Origin of the sequence: Sorangium sp. So ce834, assembly GCF_051521425.1 — a bacterium.
GTDB classification, from domain to species: Bacteria; Myxococcota_A; Polyangia; order Polyangiales; family Polyangiaceae; genus Sorangium; species Sorangium cellulosum_D.
In genome coordinates this window covers 7,665,604-7,684,845 of record NZ_CP150351.1, presented here as the reverse complement: position 1 = coordinate 7,684,845, position 19,242 = coordinate 7,665,604, and the positions used below count along the sequence as shown (strand labels likewise).

Annotated in this window: 12 protein-coding genes; 7 read left to right on the top strand and 5 right to left on the bottom strand. The window is 72.8% G+C overall.

What is annotated here, in order from left to right; genetic code table 11:
• The first annotated feature begins 156 nt into the window (after positions 1–156).
• Genes WMF20_RS27580 through WMF20_RS27570 form a run of 3 tightly spaced genes read left to right on the top strand, consistent with a single transcriptional unit; the run spans position 157 to position 1,977 of the window.
• On the top strand, positions 157–648 hold the full coding sequence (locus WMF20_RS27580) for a hypothetical protein (protein ID WP_129577211.1): 492 nt from the start codon (positions 157–159) through the stop codon (positions 646–648).
• Positions 649–658: 10 nt separating this feature from the next.
• Positions 659–1,543, top strand: coding sequence for a DUF2391 family protein (locus WMF20_RS27575; protein ID WP_437604920.1), 885 nt, complete (start codon positions 659–661; stop codon positions 1,541–1,543).
• Complete coding sequence (locus WMF20_RS27570; protein WP_437604919.1) at positions 1,540–1,977, top strand: hypothetical protein; 438 nt, start codon at positions 1,540–1,542, stop codon at positions 1,975–1,977. The genes WMF20_RS27575 and WMF20_RS27570 overlap by 4 nt, the downstream gene beginning before the upstream one ends.
• A 103-nt stretch (positions 1,978–2,080) precedes the next feature.
• Here WMF20_RS27570 and WMF20_RS27565 read toward each other — a convergent pair whose 3' ends face one another.
• Both WMF20_RS27565 and WMF20_RS27560 read right to left on the bottom strand, forming a co-directional pair.
• Positions 2,081–2,803, bottom strand: coding sequence for a dienelactone hydrolase family protein (locus tag WMF20_RS27565; protein WP_437604917.1), 723 nt, complete (start codon positions 2,801–2,803; stop codon positions 2,081–2,083).
• A gap of 136 nt (positions 2,804–2,939) precedes the next feature.
• Positions 2,940–3,671 (bottom strand): class I SAM-dependent methyltransferase, encoded by a 732-nt coding sequence (locus WMF20_RS27560; protein ID WP_165374231.1) that lies wholly within the window; start codon positions 3,669–3,671, stop codon positions 2,940–2,942.
• 418 nt (positions 3,672–4,089) lie between these two features.
• Between WMF20_RS27560 and WMF20_RS27555 the strand changes: the two genes are divergently transcribed.
• Positions 4,090–11,337 (top strand): SDR family NAD(P)-dependent oxidoreductase, encoded by a 7,248-nt coding sequence (locus WMF20_RS27555; RefSeq protein ID WP_437604916.1) that lies wholly within the window; start codon positions 4,090–4,092, stop codon positions 11,335–11,337.
• Between the two features lie 106 nt (positions 11,338–11,443).
• On the opposite strand, the gene WMF20_RS27550 is transcribed toward WMF20_RS27555, so the two are convergent.
• The 3 genes from WMF20_RS27550 to WMF20_RS27540 form a co-directional block, all read right to left on the bottom strand.
• A complete protein-coding gene (locus tag WMF20_RS27550) occupies positions 11,444–12,733 on the bottom strand; it encodes a glycosyltransferase (RefSeq protein WP_129577205.1) in 1,290 nt (429 codons plus the stop codon).
• A 142-nt stretch (positions 12,734–12,875) separates the two neighbouring features.
• On the bottom strand, positions 12,876–13,166 hold the full coding sequence (locus WMF20_RS27545) for a hypothetical protein (protein WP_129577204.1): 291 nt from the start codon (positions 13,164–13,166) through the stop codon (positions 12,876–12,878).
• Position 13,167: 1 nt separating this feature from the next.
• On the bottom strand, positions 13,168–16,116 hold the full coding sequence (locus WMF20_RS27540; protein WP_437604915.1) for an acyltransferase domain-containing protein: 2,949 nt from the start codon (positions 16,114–16,116) through the stop codon (positions 13,168–13,170).
• A 552-nt stretch (positions 16,117–16,668) separates the two neighbouring features.
• Here WMF20_RS27540 and rfbB point away from each other — a divergent pair.
• The 3 genes from rfbB (at position 16,669) to WMF20_RS27525 (ending at position 19,181) form a co-directional block, all read left to right on the top strand.
• Positions 16,669–17,751: a dTDP-glucose 4,6-dehydratase gene (gene rfbB / locus WMF20_RS27535; protein ID WP_437604914.1), complete on the top strand. Its 1,083-nt coding sequence runs from the start codon at positions 16,669–16,671 to the stop codon at positions 17,749–17,751.
• On the top strand, positions 17,748–18,629 hold the full coding sequence (gene rfbA, locus WMF20_RS27530) for a glucose-1-phosphate thymidylyltransferase RfbA (protein ID WP_129577201.1): 882 nt from the start codon (positions 17,748–17,750) through the stop codon (positions 18,627–18,629). The genes rfbB and rfbA overlap by 4 nt, the downstream gene beginning before the upstream one ends.
• 144 nt (positions 18,630–18,773) lie before the next feature.
• Complete coding sequence (locus WMF20_RS27525; RefSeq protein ID WP_129577200.1) at positions 18,774–19,181, top strand: sugar 3,4-ketoisomerase; 408 nt, start codon at positions 18,774–18,776, stop codon at positions 19,179–19,181.
• Positions 19,182–19,242: the final 61 nt, after the last annotated feature.

Genomic DNA, 19,242 nt, shown 5'->3' with positions numbered 1-19,242 from the left:
GCGCGGGCCTCGCTGCGGCCGCGCGGCGCCGCCCGTCCGGGCCGTCGAGCGCTGGCCGGCTCGCTCGCTCGATTGTGCGGAGCGCGCGAGATCCGCGCAAGCGCGCTCAGGTCCCGTGCTTTGCGCTGCTTGCCCGCTCGCCCTAAGCTCCGCCCCATGTCGCCCCCGGTGAGCCGTCCGTCCCTGCGTCCCTCCGGAGCGTTCCGCGCTTCCCGCCTCCTCCTCGTCGCCTGCGCCGCCGTGCTCGCCGCGCAGTCCGCCGGCTGCGGCTCCAGCGCGTCCCAGGGCCCCGACCCGGCCGCCGCCATCGCGTCGATCGACGCGCGCCTGCGCGGCGGCTTCCGGCTCGTCCGGTTCGAGCCCGAGGTCCCGCTCGAGCCGATGCTCGCGTCGATGCTCGAGTTCCAGTACGCGCACTTGATCGTCCGCTTCGACGGCAAGCGCATCCTCGCGGATTCGCCGGGTCTCCACGTCGACCGCGCGTACGAGATCCGCGATCCCGCGTGGGACCGGTTCAAGCTGATCTCCTACGACGAGGCGGGGATCGGCTACGAGGCGCTGTGCGAGTTCTCGGAGCAGGGAGAGCTCATCGTGCACGCCCAGACGCCGCCCTGGAAGGGCGTCGCCACGCTCCGTCGCGCGCAGTAGATGGCGTCCCATGGCCGAACCGAGAGCGCAGCAGAGCGACGACCCGCGCGGGTGGCGAAAGGAGGCGAGGGATCTGTCGGCGGCGGTCGCCGGCGGCGCGATCGTGGGGATGCCCCTTCTGTACACGATGGAGATGTGGTTCCGCGGGACCATGCTCTCGGAGTGGCACCTCGGGGCGATCCTGGCGCTGACGCTGGTCGTGAGCTTCCTGTCCTCGCTGGAGTCCGGCTTCCGGAGCGACGACACCCTCGCGGGCACCGCCATGGAAGCGGTGACGTCGGTCGGGATCGGGATCGTCCTCTCGGCGGCCATCCTGGCGCTGATCGGCGAGATCTCCCTCGACAGCGCACCCGGCGGGGTCGTCGGCAAGGTCCTCCTCCAGGCGGCCGCCGTGAGCATCGGGGCGGCGTTCGCGAACGCGCAGGTCCGGGGCAAATCCCGCACGGGGGATGAGCCGCAGGACGGCGAGAAGGCGCCGGAGGGAGATCCGGAGGCGCTGCAGCTCAGGGCGGACCTGCGGGACTTCTCCGCGGCGATGGCCGGCTCGCTGCTCTTCACGATGAACATCGCGTCGACGGAGGAGATCGTGATGATCGCGTCGCGGCTCTCGCCATGGCGGCAGCTCGCGATGGTCGGGGTGAGCGTCGCGCTGTGCTACATCATCCTGTTCGCGTCCGGGTTCGAGCGGCACGACGTGTACGTCAAGAGCTTGTTCCAGAGCCGGGCGTTCGAGACCTTGATGACGTGCGCCGTGTCGCTCCTGATGGCGCTGGTGCTGCTTTGCCTGATCGGAGAGCGCGAGGCGACGAGCGATCCGTCGACGCTGGTGGCCAGCGTGGTGACGCTCGGCCTGCCGGCGATCGTCGGCGGCGCGGCGGGGAGGCTCGTGGTGTGAGCGGGCGGGAGCGGGAGGAGCGCCCCGGCGGGCGCGGGAAGGGCAGGCGGGTACGGCGCCAGCTGGCCGAGTGGGTCTCGCTCGGGGTCAGCACGGCGTTGATCCTCGCCCTGATCGTGTTCCTGGTGCACGCGGGCCTGACGAGCGCCCGCGGCTCGGTCGTGCCGGAGGTCGAGGCGCTGCCCGACCGGGCCGAGCAGCACGGCGGCGCGTGGCTCTTGCCGGTCCGGGTGAAGAACGGGGGCAGGCAGATGCTCGGCGATCTCGGGGTGGAGCTCCGGTACACGCCGCCGGGAGCGCCGGGGCCGGAGCGGGTCGAGGCGACGATCGACTACCTCGGCAAGCACTCCGAGCAAGAGCTGTACTTCTATCTACCGAGCGACCCGAGGGGCATGGTGGTCGAGGCGAGGCCGCTGCATTACCAGGTGAAGTGAAGAGCCCACCCATCGATTGTCTCGAGACCGCGTCCCGCCGGGCTGCCTGGAGCTCCGGCGCGAGCACCGGCCGCGGCGAGCGTGTCCTCGAGGCGATCGACCTTCAAAGGGCGTTCATCGGGAAGTGAGCCGGCGCGCTCGAGCGAGCTTCCGTGCCGAGGTGCTTCCGGAGAAAGTCGATGGTCCGCTCCCACGCGAGCCTGGCCGCGGCCGGATGGTGGACCTCGGGCCGCGTGTCGTTCATGAAGGCGTGGTCCGCCTCGTAGACGTGGAGCTCCATCGGCTGCCCGCGCGCGGTGAGCTCCCTCTGGAGCGCCATGGCGAGGGCTGGCTTCGCCCAGGTGTCCCGCGCCGCGAAGTGGGCGAGGAGCGGCGCCTTCACCCTGGTGTAGTCGGTGGCTCTGCTCGGAATGCCATAGAAGGGCACCGCCGCCGCCAGCCTGGGGATGGTGGCGGCGGCGGAGAAGCAGAGGGCGCCGCCCATGGAGAAGCCGACCGCGCCGACGTTGCCGTTGACGCGCTCGTGATCGGCCAGGAAGTAGACGGCGCCGGAGATCTCGAGGAGGGCGCGCTCCCAGTCGAGCGCGTTCATCATCTGGCTCGCCTCCGTCGGCTCGCGCGTGCTCTTGCCGTGGTAGAGGTCGGGCGCGAGCGCGACGAAGCCAGCGCCGGCGAGCCGGTCGAGGACCGAGCGAAGGTGGTCGGTGAGCCCCCACCACTCGTGGATGAGGACGACGGCCGGCGCCCGGTCCTCCTGCCCCGGCAGCGCGATCTGTCCGCTTGCCGGCGCCCCGTCAATCGCAGGAAACGAGATCTGCTGCGCCATGGTCCTCCTAGCGTGGTGCTCACAGGTTCGATCCTGGCTCCGTGGTTCCTGCTCTCATGAGACCAGAAACGAGCTTGAACGACGCGATACTAGCTCGTGATCGAATGCGCGCACACCCGCGGGGCCGCGAAGGCGGTCACGTCCGGGTCGCCTCCACGTAGAGCGTCTCGTCGCGGTGGATGATGAGATCGATGTCGGCCACCTTCGGGTCCCTGCCCTTGCGGAAGGAGCTCCGCTCGATCGATCTCTCGTCGAACCCCGCCTCCCGCAGGACGTACACCATCTCCTCGAAATCGTAGATCCACTGGTGTCCCCAGTGATTGAAGATCTGGTTGACCATCCACGCCGGCCGGTGCTGCACCTCCGGGAACGGCTCGTCCGCGTCGGGGAACATCCTGCTGATCTGCTCGAGTATGCTCGCGTGCTTGGTGAAGAACTTCCGCGACGGGTCCCGGTAGCCGTCGATGTAGAGCGCGAGGTCCGGCGTGGAGATGCGGAGCAGGCCGCCGGGCTTCAGGACGCGGTGCGCCTCCTTCAGGAACCGCACCGCTCCCGCCTGCGGGACGTGCTCGATGAGGTGCTCCGTGTGGAGCCAGTCAAACGACGCGTCAGGCAGAGGCAACGGCGTCGTGACGTCGTACTCCAGGTAATGGAACTTGCCGTCGAGGAGCGCCAGCCGGCCGTACTCGGTGCTCTGCCCGCCGGGCAACTCCAGCTTCGAGAGGTCGATGTTCAGGCTGCCGGGGCGGAGGTTCCAGAAAGAGCACCCGACGTTGAGGCCGGCGAGCCCCTGCTCCGCGAAGTAGGCCGCCGGGAACGGCGGCTCACGACGCAACACCTCGATCGATTGAATGCGTTGAACGAGCATGGATGTCGACCTCGTGGACTGTCCGGGGCAATGCGCTGCATCGAGCGGCGCGACCCGGCCTGGCCCGCGCATTGCCCGGCGCCGCCGGCAGGCGGCGGTCAATCGCTCCCTGGCATACCGCCGCGGTGACCCTCTGCGAAGGGGGACCGCGAATGATTTACGTTTCTTCACACGATTGCTTCGCCGCGGCGTCACGTCCGCTTTACGTTTCTTAATGAGCCCGCTACGTGGCGGATCCGCGCGATAACTGAAGCCAATTGGAGGTGGCCAGACACGCCGGCCGGGCTAGAGTTGCGGCGCAACAGGGCCCAGCGTCCCTCGAAGGCGGACGCCCGGGAAGGCTGGGCAGCGGAGCTGCCGCATTCGCTATCGCGTGTCGATAGCCACTGGTGGGCGTCGTATGATCGATTTTTATTGCGTGTCGCTGTCGCCAATCCATTGGCCCCACCCCGGCGTCGCGGTGGCCACGGCGCGCGCCGGCGGCGTCGCGGTGCTGGACCGCGAGCTGTGCGGCGAGCCGGACCTCCGGCTCGGGCGGGACAACCTCCTCCGCCTGCTCGACCTCGCGCCGAGGGACTGCCCCGTCGGGCTCCGCCTTCGCGCGGACCAGATCGCCGCGAGCGCGGAGCTCCTCGCGGCGCTGGAGCCGCGGTCGCACTGGCTCGTGATCTGCGGCTGGCAGGGCCCCGCCGAGCGCGCGGCGCTCGCCGCCCTGACGCCGCGCCGAGAGCGCAAGCTGTGGCTCGAGATCCGCGACGCCGAGGGGCTCGACGCCGCGGAGGGCGAGCTCTCGTTCGACGGCTGGCTCGCGAAGGGGCGCGAGAGCGGCGGGTTCGTCGGCAAGGAGTCGGCCTTCCTGCTCGCGCAGCGGCTGTCGCGGCAGCAGCGCCCCTTCCTGATCCAGGGCGGGATCGGCCTGCACAGCGCCGCGGCCTGCCGCGCCGCCGGCGCCGCCGGCGTCGTCGTCGACGATCAGCTCCTCGCCATGCGCGAGGCGCCGCTGCCGGAGCACGCCCGCGCGGCGCTGTCGCGCCTGGGCAGCGCCGATACCGTCGTCGTGGGCGAGCGCCTGGGCGCGCCGCTCCGCATCGCGGCGCGCCCCGACTTGCCGGGCAGCCAGGAAGTGGTGCGGCTCGCGGAGGAGCTTGAGCGGGAGGAGCTCGACCCGGCGGCGAGGCGCAGCGAGGCGAGGCGCAGCGACTGGATCGCCCGGGCGGCCGCGCTCCTCGGCTGGGATCGGGCGGGCCGCGGCGCCCTGCCGGTCGGACAGGCCGCCGGTCGAGCGGCGGAGTACGCCCGCAAGTACGCGACCGTGGGGCGCTTCCTCCGCGCGCTGCGCGACGCCGCGTCCGGGCACGTCGAGCTCGCACGAAAGCACGACGTGCTGGCGCCCGGCAGCGCGCTCGCCCGCTCGCACGGGACCCATTACCCCATCGTGCAAGGCCCCATGACGCGGGTCAGCGACCGGGCCGAGTTCGCCGCGGCGGTCGCGGACGGCGGCGCGCTCCCGCTCCTCGCGCTGGCGCTGATGCGCCGCCCCCAGGTCGACGAGCTGCTCCGGGCGACGGAGGAGCGCCTCGGCGACCGGCCGTGGGGCGTCGGGATCCTCGGCTTCGTCCCGCCGGAGATCCGACAGGAGCAGCTCGCCGCCTGCGCGTCGATCCGGCCCCGCTACGCGCTCATCGCGGGGGGCAGGCCGGACCAGGCCGCCGAGCTCGAAGCGCAGGGCATCCCCACCTACCTCCATGTCCCGACGCCCGCCCTGCTGCGCGCCTTCCTCGAGGGCGGGGCGCGGCGCTTCGTGTTCGAGGGCTCCGAGTGCGGCGGTCACGTCGGCCCGCTGACCAGCTTCTCCCTGTGGGACGCGATGATCGACGCGCTGCTCGACGGCAAGGTCCCCGACGCGGCGGCCGTCCACGCGCTGTTCGCGGGCGGCATCCACGACGCGCGCTCGGCCGCGATGGTGGCGGCGATGGCCGCTCCCCTCGCGGCCGCCGGGCTCCGCGTCGGCGTGCTCATGGGCACCGCCTATCTGTTCACCGCGGAGGCGGTCGCGAGCGGCGCGATCGCGCCGGGGTTCCAGCGACAGGCGCTCGCGTGCGACGGCACCGTCATGATCGAGACGGGGCCGGGGCACGTCATCCGCTGCGCGTCCACGCCCTTCGTGGGCGAGGTCCACGCCGCCCGCGACCGGATGCGGCGCGAGGGGCAGCCCGCGGCCGCGATCAGCGCGGCGCTCGAGGAGATGACGCTCGGCCGGCTGAGGATCGCGTCGAAGGGCGTCGACCGCGGCGCGCAAGGGCAGCTCGCCGCGGTCGACGACGAGCGCCAGGCGGCCCGCGGCCTGTATATGATGGGCGACGTCGCGGCCTTGCGCGCGGGCGTCGTCGACGTCGCGTCGCTGCACGAGGACGTGTCCGCGGGCAGCCGGCGCGCGCTCGACGGCCTCGTCCAGGCCTCGGTGGAGCACGTGCCGCGCCGCCCGGCCGCGCCGGCGCGCATCGCCGTGATCGGCGCGGCGTGCCTGCTGCCGAAGGCGCACGCGCCGGAGGAGCTCTGGAGGAACCTCCTCGACAAGGTCGAGGCCATCCGCGAGATCCCGCGAGAGCGCTGGGATTACCGCCTGTACTACGACCCCGATCCGCGGGCCGAGGACCGGATCACCTCGAAATGGGGCGGCTTCATCGAGGAGCTCCCCTTCGATCCGCTGCGCTACGGGATCCCACCCGCGTCGCTGCGCTCGATCAGCGTCTCGCAGCTCTTGGCGCTGGAGGTCACCCGGCGCGCGCTCGCGGACGCGGGGTACGCCTCGGGGGGCTTCGATCGCGAGAACACCGCCGTGATCTTCGCGGCCAACGGCACGGCCGACCTGGAGCAGGCGTACGTGGCGCGCGGCCTGCTCCCGCTGGCCGTGGGCGGCCCTCCGCCGGCGAGCCTGGAGCGCCTGCCGAGGTGGTCGGAGGAGAGCTACGCCGGCATCCTCGCGAACGTCATCGCCGGGCGGGTGGCCAACCAGTTCGATCTGCGGGGCCCCAACCTGGTCGTCGACGCGGCGTGCGGCTCGTCCCTCGCGGCGCTCGACCTCGCCGTCGAGGAGCTCGTCTCCGGCCGGTCCAACGTCGCGATCGTCGGCGCCGTCGAGCTCGAGCAGACCCCGCACGGCTACCTCGCCTTCAGCAAGACCCGGGCCTTCTCGCCTCGAGGCCGCGCGAGCGTGTTCGACCGGAAGGCCGACGGCATCGTGATCAGCGAGGGGGTCGCCGTGGTGGTGCTGAAGCGGCTCGCGGACGCGGAGCGCGACGGCGATCGCATCGATGCCGTCATCCAGTCCGTCGCCGGATCGAGCGACGGCAAGGGGATGGGGCTCACCGCGCCCAAGCCCGCCGGCCAGCGCATCGCGCTCGAGCGGGCCTACGCGCGGGCGGGCATCGATCCGGCCTCGCTCGGGATGTACGAGGCGCACGGCACCGGCACGGCTGTCGGCGATCGCGCCGAGCTCGAGACGATCGCCGGCGTCCTCCGCGCCGCCGGGGCGCCGCCGCAGCGCTGCGCCATCGGCTCGGCGAAGTCGCTGCTGGGCCACGCCAGAAACGCGGCCGGGTTGGTCGGGCTGCTCAAGGCGCTCCACGCGCTGAAGCACCGCGTCCTGCCGCCCCACGCGGGCGTGGACACGCCGGTCGAGCCGCTCGCGGCCGACGACGCGCCGATGTACCTGATCGACGAGCCCCAGCCCTGGCTGGCCGGGCCCGAACCCCGGCGCGCCGGCGTGAGCGCGTTCGGCTTCGGCGGCACGAACTTCCACGCGGTCCTGGAGGAGTACCAGGGCGACTTCGCGGCGCCCGTGCTCGGCGCCGTCGAGCGGCCCCACGAGCTGGTCGTCGTCGAGGCCGAAGGCGCGTCGGCGCTCGTCGCCGAGCTCGAGCAGCTCTCGCGCGCGCTCCGCCAGGGGCCCGACGCCGTGCGCCTCGGCGACATCGCCTTCACGTGCGCGCTCGCGGCGCAGCAAAGCCGCGAGCGCCGCGCCGCGGGCCCCGCCGGCGCGGCCGTGTGCATCGTCGCGGACGGCCGCGAGCACCTCCTCGGCGCGGTCGACCGCGTGCTCTCGCACCTCCGGGGCGCCACGTCGGACCCGCTGCCCGCCCACGTCCACCTCCGGACCGCGCCTTGCGCGGAGCCGGGCAAGGTCGCGTTCCTCTTCCCCGGGCAGGGCTCGCAGTACCCGTCGATGGGCCGCGAGGTCGCCCTGTACTTCGCCGAGCTGCGGGACGCCTTCGAGCTCGGCGACCGAGCGCTCGGCGGCGTCCTGCCCGGCCGCCTGAGCCGCTTCATCCTGCCGCCGGCCGCGTTCTCCGAGGCCGCGAAGGAGCGGCAGCGCCGCGAGCTCACGGCCACGCGGATCGCGCAGCCGGCCATCGGGGTGATCAGCGACGGGATGCTCCAGCTCGCGCTGCGCGTCGGCCTGCGCCCCGAGGTGCTCGCCGGCCACAGCTACGGCGAGCTGACCGCCCTGCGCGCGGCGGGCGCCCTGTCGCGCGAGGACTGGCTCGCGCTGTCCGAGACGCGCGGGCGGCTCATGCACGAGGTCCCCTCGGCGCCGGGCATGATGGCGGCCGTGAGGGTCGCCCGGGCCGAGCTCGAGCCCTTGCTCGCGGCGTTCCCGGCGGTCTGCATCGCCAACCACAACGCGCCCGACCAGTGCGTCGTCTCCGGCGAGCTCGACGCGATGCGCGTCGCGCTCGACGCGCTGTCGGCGAAGGGGATCCGCGCGCACGAGCTCCCGGTCTCGACCGCGTTCCACTCGCCCCTGATGCGCCCGGTCCGGGCCCCGTTCGCCGCCGCCCTCGAGCGCACGGCGATCGCGCCGCCGCAGATCGACGTCTACGCGAACGCGACCGGCAGCCCCTATCCGCGCGATCCCTCGGGCGTGCGCGCCCTGCTCGCGGCGCAGCTCGAGGCCCCCGTCGATTTCGTGGCGCAGATCCGGCGCATGTTCGACGACGGCGCGAGGACCTTCGTCGAGCTCGGGCCGAAGGCCACGCTGACCAGCCTCGTCCGGCGGATCCTCGACGGAGAGCCGCACCTGGCCGTCAGCTTCGACGGCGCCGGGGGCGGCTTGAAGGGCCTCCTGCAGGCGCTCGCGGCGCTGCTCGTCGCCGGCGTCCGGCTCGATCTGCCGGCGCTGTTCGACGACCGCCCCTGCCAGCGGCTCGACCTCCGCGCGCTCGCGGAGGACCGCGCCGGGGCCTCGCCGCCCGGGTGGCGCATCGATGGGGGGCGCATCCGCCGGGCCGAAGAGCCCGTCGGCCTGCTCGGCGAGCGCCCGTTCGTCGAGCACGGCGCCGCCCCCGAGATCGACGAGGCGCTCCCCGGCGCCGGCGCGCTGGATCCTCCGCTCCTCGCCTACCGCGAGCACCAGGAGACGATGCGCCGGTTCCTGTCGATGCAGGAGCGGGTCACCACCGAGTTCCTCCTCCGGTTCGGCGGCGGGGATCCGGCCGCGCTCGCTCCGGCCGCGGCCTCGCCGCGCGGCGGCCCGGCCGCTCCGCCCGCGGCGCTCGGCGCGCCGCAACCTCCGCCGCCGCCCGCGGCGCTCGAGGCGTCGAGCGCGGAGGCGCGCGACGCGGCGCCCGCGCGGCTCGAGCCGGCGGCGCTGCGGCGGACGCTCGCGACCCTGGTCAGCCGCCGAACCGGCTACCCGGAGGACATGCTCGGCCTCGACCAGGACATGGAGGGGGAGCTCGGCATCGACTCCATCAAGCGGATCGAGATCCTGGAGACCCTGCTGCGCGAGCTGCCGCCGGAGGTGGCGGCGCGGCTCCGGTCGTCGATGGACCGGCTCTCCCGGATCCGGTCGATGAACGGCCTCGTCGACGTCGTGTCCAGCGAGGCGCTGGCGCTGCGCGCCGCGGAGACGACCGAGCGCGCTCCGGCCCTGCCGCCCGGCGGCGCCGGGGCTCCCGTGGCGCGCCCCGGCCCGGCGGCGCAGGCCGGCGAGGGCGGGGTGGGTGAGGCCGGCGCGGGCCCCGCGGGCGGCGAGCCCGCGTCGGGCTCCGCCGCGCCGGAGGGCGCGCAGGCAGGGGCGTGCCCTCGCTTCGTCCTGCGCGCCGAGCGCAAGGCGCTCCGCGACGAGCCGCCGGTGCACCCGCAGGGGCTCTTCCTCGTGACCGAGGACGAGCTGGGCCTCGCCGGGCGCGTGTGCGCCCTGCTCGCGCAGCGCGGGGCCCGGCCGGTCGTGATCCCGCGCGACGCGCTCGAGGCGCCCGACCGGATCGCGCGCGATGTCGCCGCCGCGCGCCGCGAGCACGGCGTCGTGCGCGGGATCGTGCACCTCGCGTCGCTCCACCGCGGCGTCGTCGACGGGCTGGCCGCGTTCCGGCGCGGCAACCGGGTGCAGGTGAAGAGCCTGTTCTACGCGGTGCAGGCCTGCCCCGGCGAGCTGGCCGAGGCCGGGGGCGAGCCCCTGCGGATCGTCGCCGCCACGCTGCTCGGGGGCAGCCGCGGGCAGGGCGGCCTCGACGGGTCGGCCTCGGGCGCCGGCTGCCACGGCATCCTGCGGTGCGTGGCGCGCGAGCACCCTCGCACGATCGCCAAGGCGCTCGGGCTCGACGATGCGCTGCCGCACGACGCGATGGCGGACCGCATCGTCGACGAGCTGCTCCGCGCGCCGGACGACGTCGAGGTGCGCTACCGGAACGGACAGCGGACGGTCGTGTCCGTCGCGCCCGCGCCGCTCGACGCTGCGGAAGAGCGCCGCGACTGGGAGCCGGGCCCCGGCTGGGTCGTCCTGGTCACGGGGGGCGCGCGCGGCGTCACGGCGGAGGTCGCGCAGCGGCTCGCGCGCTCGGGCGTCCGGCTGGTCCTCGTCGGGCGCGCCGAGATCCTCGAGGGGGACGCCGAGCACGAGGGCGGCGACGTCGAGGCGCTGCGCCGGCGCGTCATCGCCGAGATGCGGGGCGCGGGGAGGGACCTCTTGCCCGCCGCGATCGAGGCCGAGATCAGGCGCCGGCTGCAGGCGAGGCAGCGCCGCGAAACGCTCGATGCCCTGCGCCGGCGCGGCGCCGCCGTGGAGTACCACGCGATCGACGTGCGCGACGCGGAGCGCCTCGGCGACCTGATCTCCGGCGTTTACCGCCGCCTCGGCCGGATCGACGCGGTCGTCCACGGCGCCGGCGTCATCGAGGATCAGCTCCTCGCCGACAAGCGCCCCGACTCCTTCGATCGGGTCTTCGACACCAAGGCCGACAGCACCTTCTTCCTCGGGCGCGCGCTGCGCCCGGAGGGCCTGAAGTGGTGTGTGCTGTTCAGCTCGATCTCCGCGCGGTTCGGGAACCGCGGGCAGTCTGATTACGCGGCGGCCAACGAGGTCATGAACCACCTCGCGGCTCAGCTCGACGCGCGCTGGCCCGCGACGCGCGTGGTCTCGATCGGGTGGGGGCCCTGGCGCGACGTCGGGATGGCCGGCGAGGGCGTGCTCCGGCGGCTCGCGGCGCAGGGGATCGCGCCCATCGACGTGGAGGCGGGCTGCCGGTTCTTCGTCGACGAGCTCTCGCGGGGGCCCGAGGGCGACGCCGTGGTCATCGCCGGCGAGGGGCCGTGGAGCAGCAGCGCCGACGCGGCGGGCGCCGCGCCCCTTGCGGGACAGGGCGCCGCTCAGGCGGCCGAGTAAGGGCAGGGCGCCCCGGCCCCGCCTCGCCGCGGGGCCTGCCGCTTCGACCCGGCGCGCACGGGCGGCCGCCGGCGCGCCCCACGACGGCTCCGGTCGCGGTGAAGTGCTAGCGACCGTTCGCCGGCGCGCCCTTGCGGGCCCTGGCGACCGTCTGTTCCAGCGCCGCCACGGCGCGCGAGACGCCGTCCTCGGCGCGGAGCTTCTCGCCGAGCCGCTGCGCCCGCTCGCGCATCGCGCCGTCGCGCGCGAGGCGGGAGATCGCCCTGGCGAGGCGGTCGGCGGTGAGCTTCTTGATGGGCAGCGGCTCGACGCCCACGCCGAGGTCGGCGATCCGCTGCCCCCAGAGCGGTTGATCGTAGCCGAACGGCACGGCCATCGACGGGATCCCCGCGCGCATCGCGGCCGCCGAGGACCCGGAGCCGCCGTGGTGCACCATCGCGGCCACCCGCGGGAGGATCCAGTCGTAGGGCACCGTCTTTACCTTGAAGATCGTCTTCGGCAGCTGGATGTCCTTGAGCCCGCCCCACCCCGTGATCAGGAGGCCGCGCTGCTCGGCGCGCTCCAGGGCTGCGACGACCGTCTGGGTCAGGCGCTTCGGATTGCGCCCGACGATGCTGCCAAAGCCGATGGCGACCGGCGGATCACCCGCCGCGAGGAACTCCTTCAGATCCTCGGGAGGCTCGTAGTCCTCCGCCTCATCGAAGATCCAGTAGCCCGTGACGTGCATCCAGTCCGCCCAGTCCCGCGGCTTGGGGAGGACCGTGGGGCTATACCCGAACAGGTGCGAGGTGCGCCGGATCGTCCGCAGCTCGTCCCGCCAGTGCCTCGGGGGTAGATCGAGCGCCTCCTGCCGCCACCGGTTGATCTGGTCCGAGCCCGTGCGCGACACCGGCTCGGCGAGCAGCCAGGTCAGGCGGTTGTAGAGCGGCCCCAGCTTCCACACCGGCGCATGGAAGGGGTTCGGGAAGCCCCACGTGGGGATGTGCGGGACCGGGTTCGGGCTGACGACGACATAGGGGATCCCCAGCTTCTCGGCGATCGACGGGCCGACCTGCAGCCAGGGCCAGCACAGGAACACGTCCGTGCCCTTGACCGCGTTCCAGCAATCGCGCAGGTGGTTGACCACATAGGAATGCAGGTTCTCGCCCAGAAACTTGCTGAACTCGCCCGCATGGCCGGACTGCTCGCGCAGGGTGACGGCGAGGCGGCTCGCGTAGAAAGCCTCCGCGCTGCCGCCGAGCGGGAAATACTCCAGCCCGCACTTGCGGACGAACGGCTCGAAGTCCGCCTGCGTCGCGAACCGCACCTCATGCCCGGCGGCCTTGATGCCGGCTGCGAGCGCGACCAGCGGCTGAACGTCACCTCGTGAGCCGCTTGCGACTACCGTATAGTGCATTGCAATTCTCCTCGACTCCCCCGCTGCGCGGCCCCTCGCACGGCATGCCCCGGCGGAGCGCGGCGTCTCGACGCCCCGCTCTCCGCCGGGAAAGGACCATGGCACGCGAGGGACGCGCCGGATCGGTCCTGCACGCTACACGCTACGCTGTGATTCGCAGCCCCCTGCAGACCAGGTCCGAGAGCTGCGCGAGCGACAGATCCGCCGGAGGCTCCTGCCCGTCTCCGAAGACATCCTTGTAGGTGAGCGACCGGCCGATGCGATCCTTGAGCAGGAGCACGAGGTGGATCACGTCCATCGACTTGATCCCCAGATCGCCCATCAACGTGATCTCGGGGGTGAGGTCGCCGGGATCCTGGTCGAGGTCTGCCATGAGCTCCTCGACCGACTCGACGACACAACGCCACACGTCCGCCTTCGTACGTACCTTCATCCTAGCTCCTCTGCTGACGACCCGAGCTCGGGTCGTTCATGTTCGGGGGTTCGGCGGAGGGCTGCGCGCGTGGAGCGCGGGCGTCCCTTGCCGCCACGTGGGACAGCAGGCTGGCGACGCGGCGGTCGCCGTCGCTGTCGTGACGATACCAGTCGTCGAGCTCGCGCCCGGGGAGCACCACGTGCGCGAGCGCCCGCGCCCAGATGCCCCAGCTCGCGTTCAGGAAGGACCCGTCGACCGCATCGACGGCGCGGTCCGCCGCCGTGCCCCCCGCCTCGGGCGCCTCCGGCGGCGCGCCGCGCTCCGCTGCCGCGCCGCCGAACAGCAGGCGATGGATGGCCTCGGGGAAGCGCACGAACCGCTGCTCCAGCCCCTCGATGACGGCCGCCGTCGCCCCGCTGCTGTCGACGATCTCGAACGTGGCGTACGTGGCGCCCGAGCGCTCGAGGCGGACATGGCCGCTGCACCGCATGCGTCCGCCCGGCGTAAGGGACCGCCGGTACCAGGCGACGCGCCGGGCCTGGAACGGAAATACCCCGAAATGGCGCTCGCCCCGCTCGAGCAGCCAGAAGGCGACCAGCTGGCCCGTGCAGTCGAGGAGCGCCGGGTGGATCCGGAGCGCTCGAGCATCGAGCCCGGGCAGATAGGTGATCGCCAGATCGGCCTCGATGCTGTGCTCTCCGACCGCGAGGACGCGCTCGATGCCGCGGTAGGAAGGCCCGTGAAAGGCGAAGCTCGAGTAGAATCGCTGCGCCGACCACGCGCGGGGCGGCCGCGCGCCCGGTTCGGAGAGGAGCGCCGGGCGCGGCGCCAGCGAGGGATCGTCGGCCACGTGCACCGTGCCCTCGAAGGCGGGGTATCGCCGCGGGCCGTCGACCTCGTGGAGCCTCACCCGCACCCGGCCATCGAGCCCGTCCCCGGGCAGGCGCTCCGCGTGGATCGCAACGGTGAGCCTGCCCCGGTCGAGCGCGAGCCATCGCCCCGCGCGGATGTCCGAGAACGCGACGGGCCGCAGGCCGGTGAGCCGCCCGGCTGCCTCCGCGAGGATCTCCAGGCTGAGCGTGAAGGGGAGGACGGGCAGGTGCGGCCCGCCCGCCCGGCGCTGCGGCGAGGGCGGCCCGAGGCTGTGGTCGAGCACGAACGGGTCGCGCCGCCAGTCGAAGCGCCGCTCGGCGTGCAGCTCGCGGCCGTCGAGCCGCACGACGTCGCCGAGCAGCGGGCAGTCCATCGGCGCCGCTGCCGCTGCCGGCCCTGGCTGTCGCGCGGCGGACGGCGGCGCCGGGGCGGCGCCGGGCTGCCGCGTCAGGCGCTGGACCGCGCGGAGGACGCGCGCCTGGCTCTCCTCGGCGTCGGCCAGCAGCGCGGCGTGCAGCGCGCGGATCGAGCGCGCGCGTGGCGCCGGATCTCGGGCCGGCCCGGCGCCCCGGCCGCGCTGCGCCGCGCCGGCGCCGTGGCCGCTGGCCAGCGCACCTGCGCGGGCCTCGTCCTGCGCGGGGCCGCCCCGCAGCACGGCGTCGCAGAGCAGATCGAGCGGCTCGACCTGGACGGCGAGGCCGTGGGCGTACAGCTCGCCGACGACGTGTTTCAGCTGCTGGATATCGCTGCGGTGCTGCGATGAGGCGGCGACGGCCAGGTGCGGTCTCCCGCGCAGGGTGTCCTCCACGAACGCGGTGAGGCGGTTGTTCGGGCCCGCCTCGATGAACGTCCGCGTCCCGTCGTCGTACAGGGCCTCGATCATCTGACGAAACCGCACCGGCGAGGACCACTGCGCGGCCAGGAGATCCCAGGCTCGCGACGGCTCCTCCGGCACCGGGCCCAGGGTCGCGCAGCAGCGCACCCGCGCGTGGGCCGCGCCGGGCACGAAGCGATCGTAATGCGCGCGCAGCGTGCGCTGCCACGCGTCGAACAGCGGGGTGTGGTAGGCGCGCTCGAACGGCAGCCGCAGGCAGACGGCGCCGGCGCCGCCCAGGGCCTCCGCGGCCGCCTCCACCGCCGGCTGGGTCCCCGCGATCACGACCTGGTTGGGGCAGTTGTCCATCGCGATGAACAGCTGGCCGCCGTGGCGCTCGAGCAGCGCATCGAGCTGGGCCCGGTCGAAGGCGTTGACCGCGACCATGCGCTCGGGGACCCGCGGCGCCGGCAAGGCCCGGCCGCTCAGGCCGATCTGCGCGATGATGTCGCAGAGCGCGCGCCGGCTCGGCGCCGCGATGGCGCCGGCGGCGATGAGCGCGGCGTGCTCGCCGTTGCTGTTGCCCACCATGATGTCGGCGCGGACGCCGAGCGCCGAGAGCATTTCGTACGAGGCCAGGCTGGCGATCAGGCCCACCTGCGCCCCGCGCTCCATGTCGACGAGCCGACGCTCCCGGGAGAGCCGCTCCTCCTCGCTCGTGGCGGGCGCGCGCGGAAACACGATCTCGCTCGGCGGCGCCTCCCCCGCGCTCGCATACGACGCGTCGAGGGCGTCGAACCAGGCGCGGGAGGGCGGCCAGTGGCGATGGAGCTGCTCCAGCATGCCCTCGTACTGGGAGCCTTGCCCCGGGAAGAGCAGCGCGGTCCCGCCCGGCGGAGCGCCGCTTCCATAATAGACGCCGCTCGGCACGCGCAGGTGCCGCTGCTCCGCGCGCGCGAGCGTGGTCCTGGCGCGCTTGAGCTTCTTCGTGAGATCGCGGTGATCGAGCGCGACCACCGCGAGGCGGTGCTCGCCGCCCGGCCCTCGCGCGCGCTCGCGCGAAAGCCGGCGCAGGGAGATCGCGGAGCCCGCCTCCGCGACGGCGACGAGGTCGTCGATCGCGGCCGCCATGCCCGCGCGATCGGAGGACGACAGGAGGAAGAGCTCCCCTGCGTCGCGCGCGCTCGCGCTCGTCGCCGACGGAGATTCATGGAGCTCGGCGGTGCGCGCCTCCGGCGTGTCGCCCGCCGGGATCTGCGGCTTCTCTGCGATGGACGCCATTCGTGCGAACAGGCTCCCTTGCCTCGCTGCGCCTGGGCCGCGAAAAGGCCCCATGGCTCAATGAGCGCGGAGTCTCCCCGAAAACGATCTCCATAGCAAGGCGAGATGCGCTCCAAGGCAAATTAAGTCTCGCGGGCCGAGGCGTATCGATCGAGATCATTTGTGCAAGTATCTGTAATCATTGGTAAGTGCTGCGTGTTTCGCCGGCGTTTCGCGCCGGGCTTTGCAATACTTTACAGTGAATTAGCGTGTTCTTAATCCGGGTCGGGGTTCTTTACAATACTTCACATGAGATGGGCCGAGGGCTCATGGTCGATCACGGCGCCATTCCGGGGTTCGTGGCCCGTGGCGACCGCAGTAAATCGCGCGCCTCGTGCGTGTCGTCGGCGGCGCCGATCGAATCGATGCAATCGAGGTTGACAGGTCTGGTGTCCGCATCACAATCCTTGCGCCTGGCCGGAGGGCCGCCATCGCTCGTCAGCGGCCGGGCGGTGCGGGCCCTTGGTGGACGCCGGGCGTCGTGGGAGGCGCTCGCGCGCGTCAGGTGCAGATATGAAGAGGATCCTTGTCACGGGGGGAGCGGGCTTCATCGGCTCGAACTTCGTCCGGCATGTGCTGGCGGAGCGGCCCGGGGTGCAGATCGTCAACCTCGACGCGTTGACCTATGCCGGGAGGCTCGAGAGCCTGCGCGGGCTGCCGGGCGAGGGCCGGCACGCCTTCGTGCACGGCGATATTCGCGACCGGGAGCTCGTCGAGCGCCTCCTCTCCGAGTGGCAGATCGACACGATCGTCCACTTCGCCGCCGAGTCCCATGTCGACCGGTCGATCGCGGGGCCGGATGCGTTCATCGAGACCAACGTCGTCGGCACGCTGCGCCTCCTGGAAGCCGCGCGCGCCGTGTGGCTCGGCCGCGGCGGAGCGGCCGAGGGCAAGCGGTTCCATCACATCTCCACCGACGAGGTGTTCGGCTCCCTCGGGCCGGCGGACCCCGCGTTCCAAGAGGGCACGCCCTACGCGCCGAGCTCGCCATATGCCGCCTCGAAGGCCGCGAGCGACCACCTGGTCGGCGCGTACGTCCATACCTACGGTCTGCCGGCGACGATCACGCACTGCTCCAACAACTACGGCCCGCGGCAGTTCCCCGAGAAGCTCATCCCGCTGATGATCCTGAACGCGCTCACGGGCAAGCCGCTGCCCGTCTATGGCGACGGCGCCCAGATCCGCGACTGGCTCTACGTCGTCGACAGCTGCGAGGCCATCCTGCGCGTCGTCGAGCGGGGGCGCGCCGGGGAGAGCTACAACGTCGGAGGCGGCAATCAGCCGACCAACCTCGAGATCGTCCAGCAGATATGCGCGGTCCTCGACGCGCGCTTCCCCGACTCTCCTTACCGGCCGTACAGCAAGCTCCTCCAGTTCGTCCCGGACCGGCCAGGGCACGATCGGCGGTACGCGGTCGACTTCCGGAAGATCGAGCGCGACCTCGGCTGGCGGCCGCGCTTCTCCCTGGATGAGGGCCTGCGCGCGACCATCGAGTGGTACCTGACGAACCCGGAGTGGCTGTCCGCGATCGGGCGGCGCGACGACTATCACGGCTGGATCGAGCGGAACTACACGCAACGAGGAGCGAACCAGTGAAAGGGATCATTCTCGCCGGCGGCCGCGGCACGCGCCTCCATCCCGTGACCCGGGGCGTGAGCAAGCAGCTCCTGCCGGTCTACAACAAGCCGATGGTCTACTACCCGCTCTCGATACTGATGTTCGCGGGCATCCGGGAGATCCTCGTCATCAGCACCCCGGAGGACCTGCCGCTGTACCAGCGGCTCCTCGGCGACGGCCGGCAGTGGGGCCTCCGCCTCGACTATGCCGTGCAGGACGAGCCGCGCGGGCTCGCCGACGCGTTCCGCATCGGCCGCGGGTTCGTGGCCGGCGAGCCCGTCGCGCTCGTGCTCGGAGACAACATCTTCTATGGCACCGGGCTCCCGGAGACGCTCCGCCGCGCGGCGAAGCTCGACGTGGGCGCGATCGCCTTCGCGTATCCGGTGAGCGACCCCCACCGGCACGGGATCGTCGAGCTCGACGCGTCCGGGCGCGTGATCAGCCTGGTGGAGAAGCCGAGCGAGCCGCGCAGCCACCTCGCCGTGCCGGGGATGTACTTCTACGACGGCAAGGTGTGCGACATCGCGGCGTCGCTGAAGCCTTCGGCCCGCGGCGAGTACGAGATCACCGACCTCAACTGCGTGTACCTCGCGCGGGGCGAGCTCAGGATCGAGCTGCTCGGCCGGGGCGTCGCGTGGCTCGACGCGGGCACGCACGAGTCGCTGCTCCAGGCCTCGAATTTCGTGCAGACCGTCGAGCTGCGGCAGGGGCTGATGATCGCCTGCCCCGAGGAGGTCGCCTACCGGATGGGGTTCATCGACGGGGACGCGCTGGCGGCGCTCGCGGACGAGCTGCCGGGTGAATATACGGATTACTTGCGCAATGTCCTGAGGGATCACCCGGTGCGTCGCTCGTAGATTGTCGACCAAGGTCGGTTCCGGGGGCGCGGGAGGATGGCCGGCCGCCCGGCCCGAGGAGGGCGAGCTCGTCGCGGAACCAGCCACGAGAAGCAAGCCTGTCTGCCGCGCGCCTCGTGGGCCGGTCGGAAGCGGAGGTTCTGGATGAGTCGGCTCGATATCGTGCGATGGATCGATTTTCGCTCCGTGGTGGACGAGCGCGGGGCGCTGACCTTCGTCGAGGGGAACGAGGACATCCCGTTCGACATCAAGCGCGCTTACTACCTGTACGACGTCCGACGGGATCGGGGAGGGCACGCCCACCGCGACACGCAGCAGGTCATCATCGCGCTCCAGGGCCGCTTCGTCCTCGAGCTCTCGGATGGCGTCGAGAAACGGCGGTTCGCGCTCGACTCCCCCACGCGGGGAGTGCTCGTCGTGCCCATGCTCTTCATCCGGCTGCTCGACTTCGCGCCTGGCACCGTCGTCCTCGTCCTGGCGAGCACCCATTACGACTCGTCCCGATCCATCCGGTCCTGGGAGGACTACCTGCGGGAGGTGAAGGGGACGTGACGACGCGCACGACCACGCCGCCGGGCGTCGCTCCTGGCCTCCCCTGGCGCGGTGGGGTCGG

What these genes read in the sequence shown, in the direction of transcription:
- WMF20_RS27575 (WP_437604920.1), top strand. Translation starts at nt 659, where the DNA reads ATGGCCGAACCGAGAGCGCAGCAGAGCGACGACCCGCGCGGGTGGCGA.
- WMF20_RS27560 (WP_165374231.1), bottom strand. Translation starts at nt 3,671, where the DNA reads ATGCTCGTTCAACGCATTCAATCGATCGAGGTGTTGCGTCGTGAGCCG.
- WMF20_RS27565 (WP_437604917.1), bottom strand. Translation starts at nt 2,803, where the DNA reads ATGGCGCAGCAGATCTCGTTTCCTGCGATTGACGGGGCGCCGGCAAGC.
- WMF20_RS27545 (WP_129577204.1), bottom strand. Translation starts at nt 13,166, where the DNA reads ATGAAGGTACGTACGAAGGCGGACGTGTGGCGTTGTGTCGTCGAGTCG.
- WMF20_RS27525 (WP_129577200.1), top strand. Translation starts at nt 18,774, where the DNA reads ATGAGTCGGCTCGATATCGTGCGATGGATCGATTTTCGCTCCGTGGTG.
- WMF20_RS27540 (WP_437604915.1), bottom strand. Translation starts at nt 16,116, where the DNA reads ATGGCGTCCATCGCAGAGAAGCCGCAGATCCCGGCGGGCGACACGCCG.
- WMF20_RS27550 (WP_129577205.1), bottom strand. Translation starts at nt 12,733, where the DNA reads ATGCACTATACGGTAGTCGCAAGCGGCTCACGAGGTGACGTTCAGCCG.
- WMF20_RS27580 (WP_129577211.1), top strand. Translation starts at nt 157, where the DNA reads ATGTCGCCCCCGGTGAGCCGTCCGTCCCTGCGTCCCTCCGGAGCGTTC.
- rfbB (WP_437604914.1), top strand. Translation starts at nt 16,669, where the DNA reads ATGAAGAGGATCCTTGTCACGGGGGGAGCGGGCTTCATCGGCTCGAAC.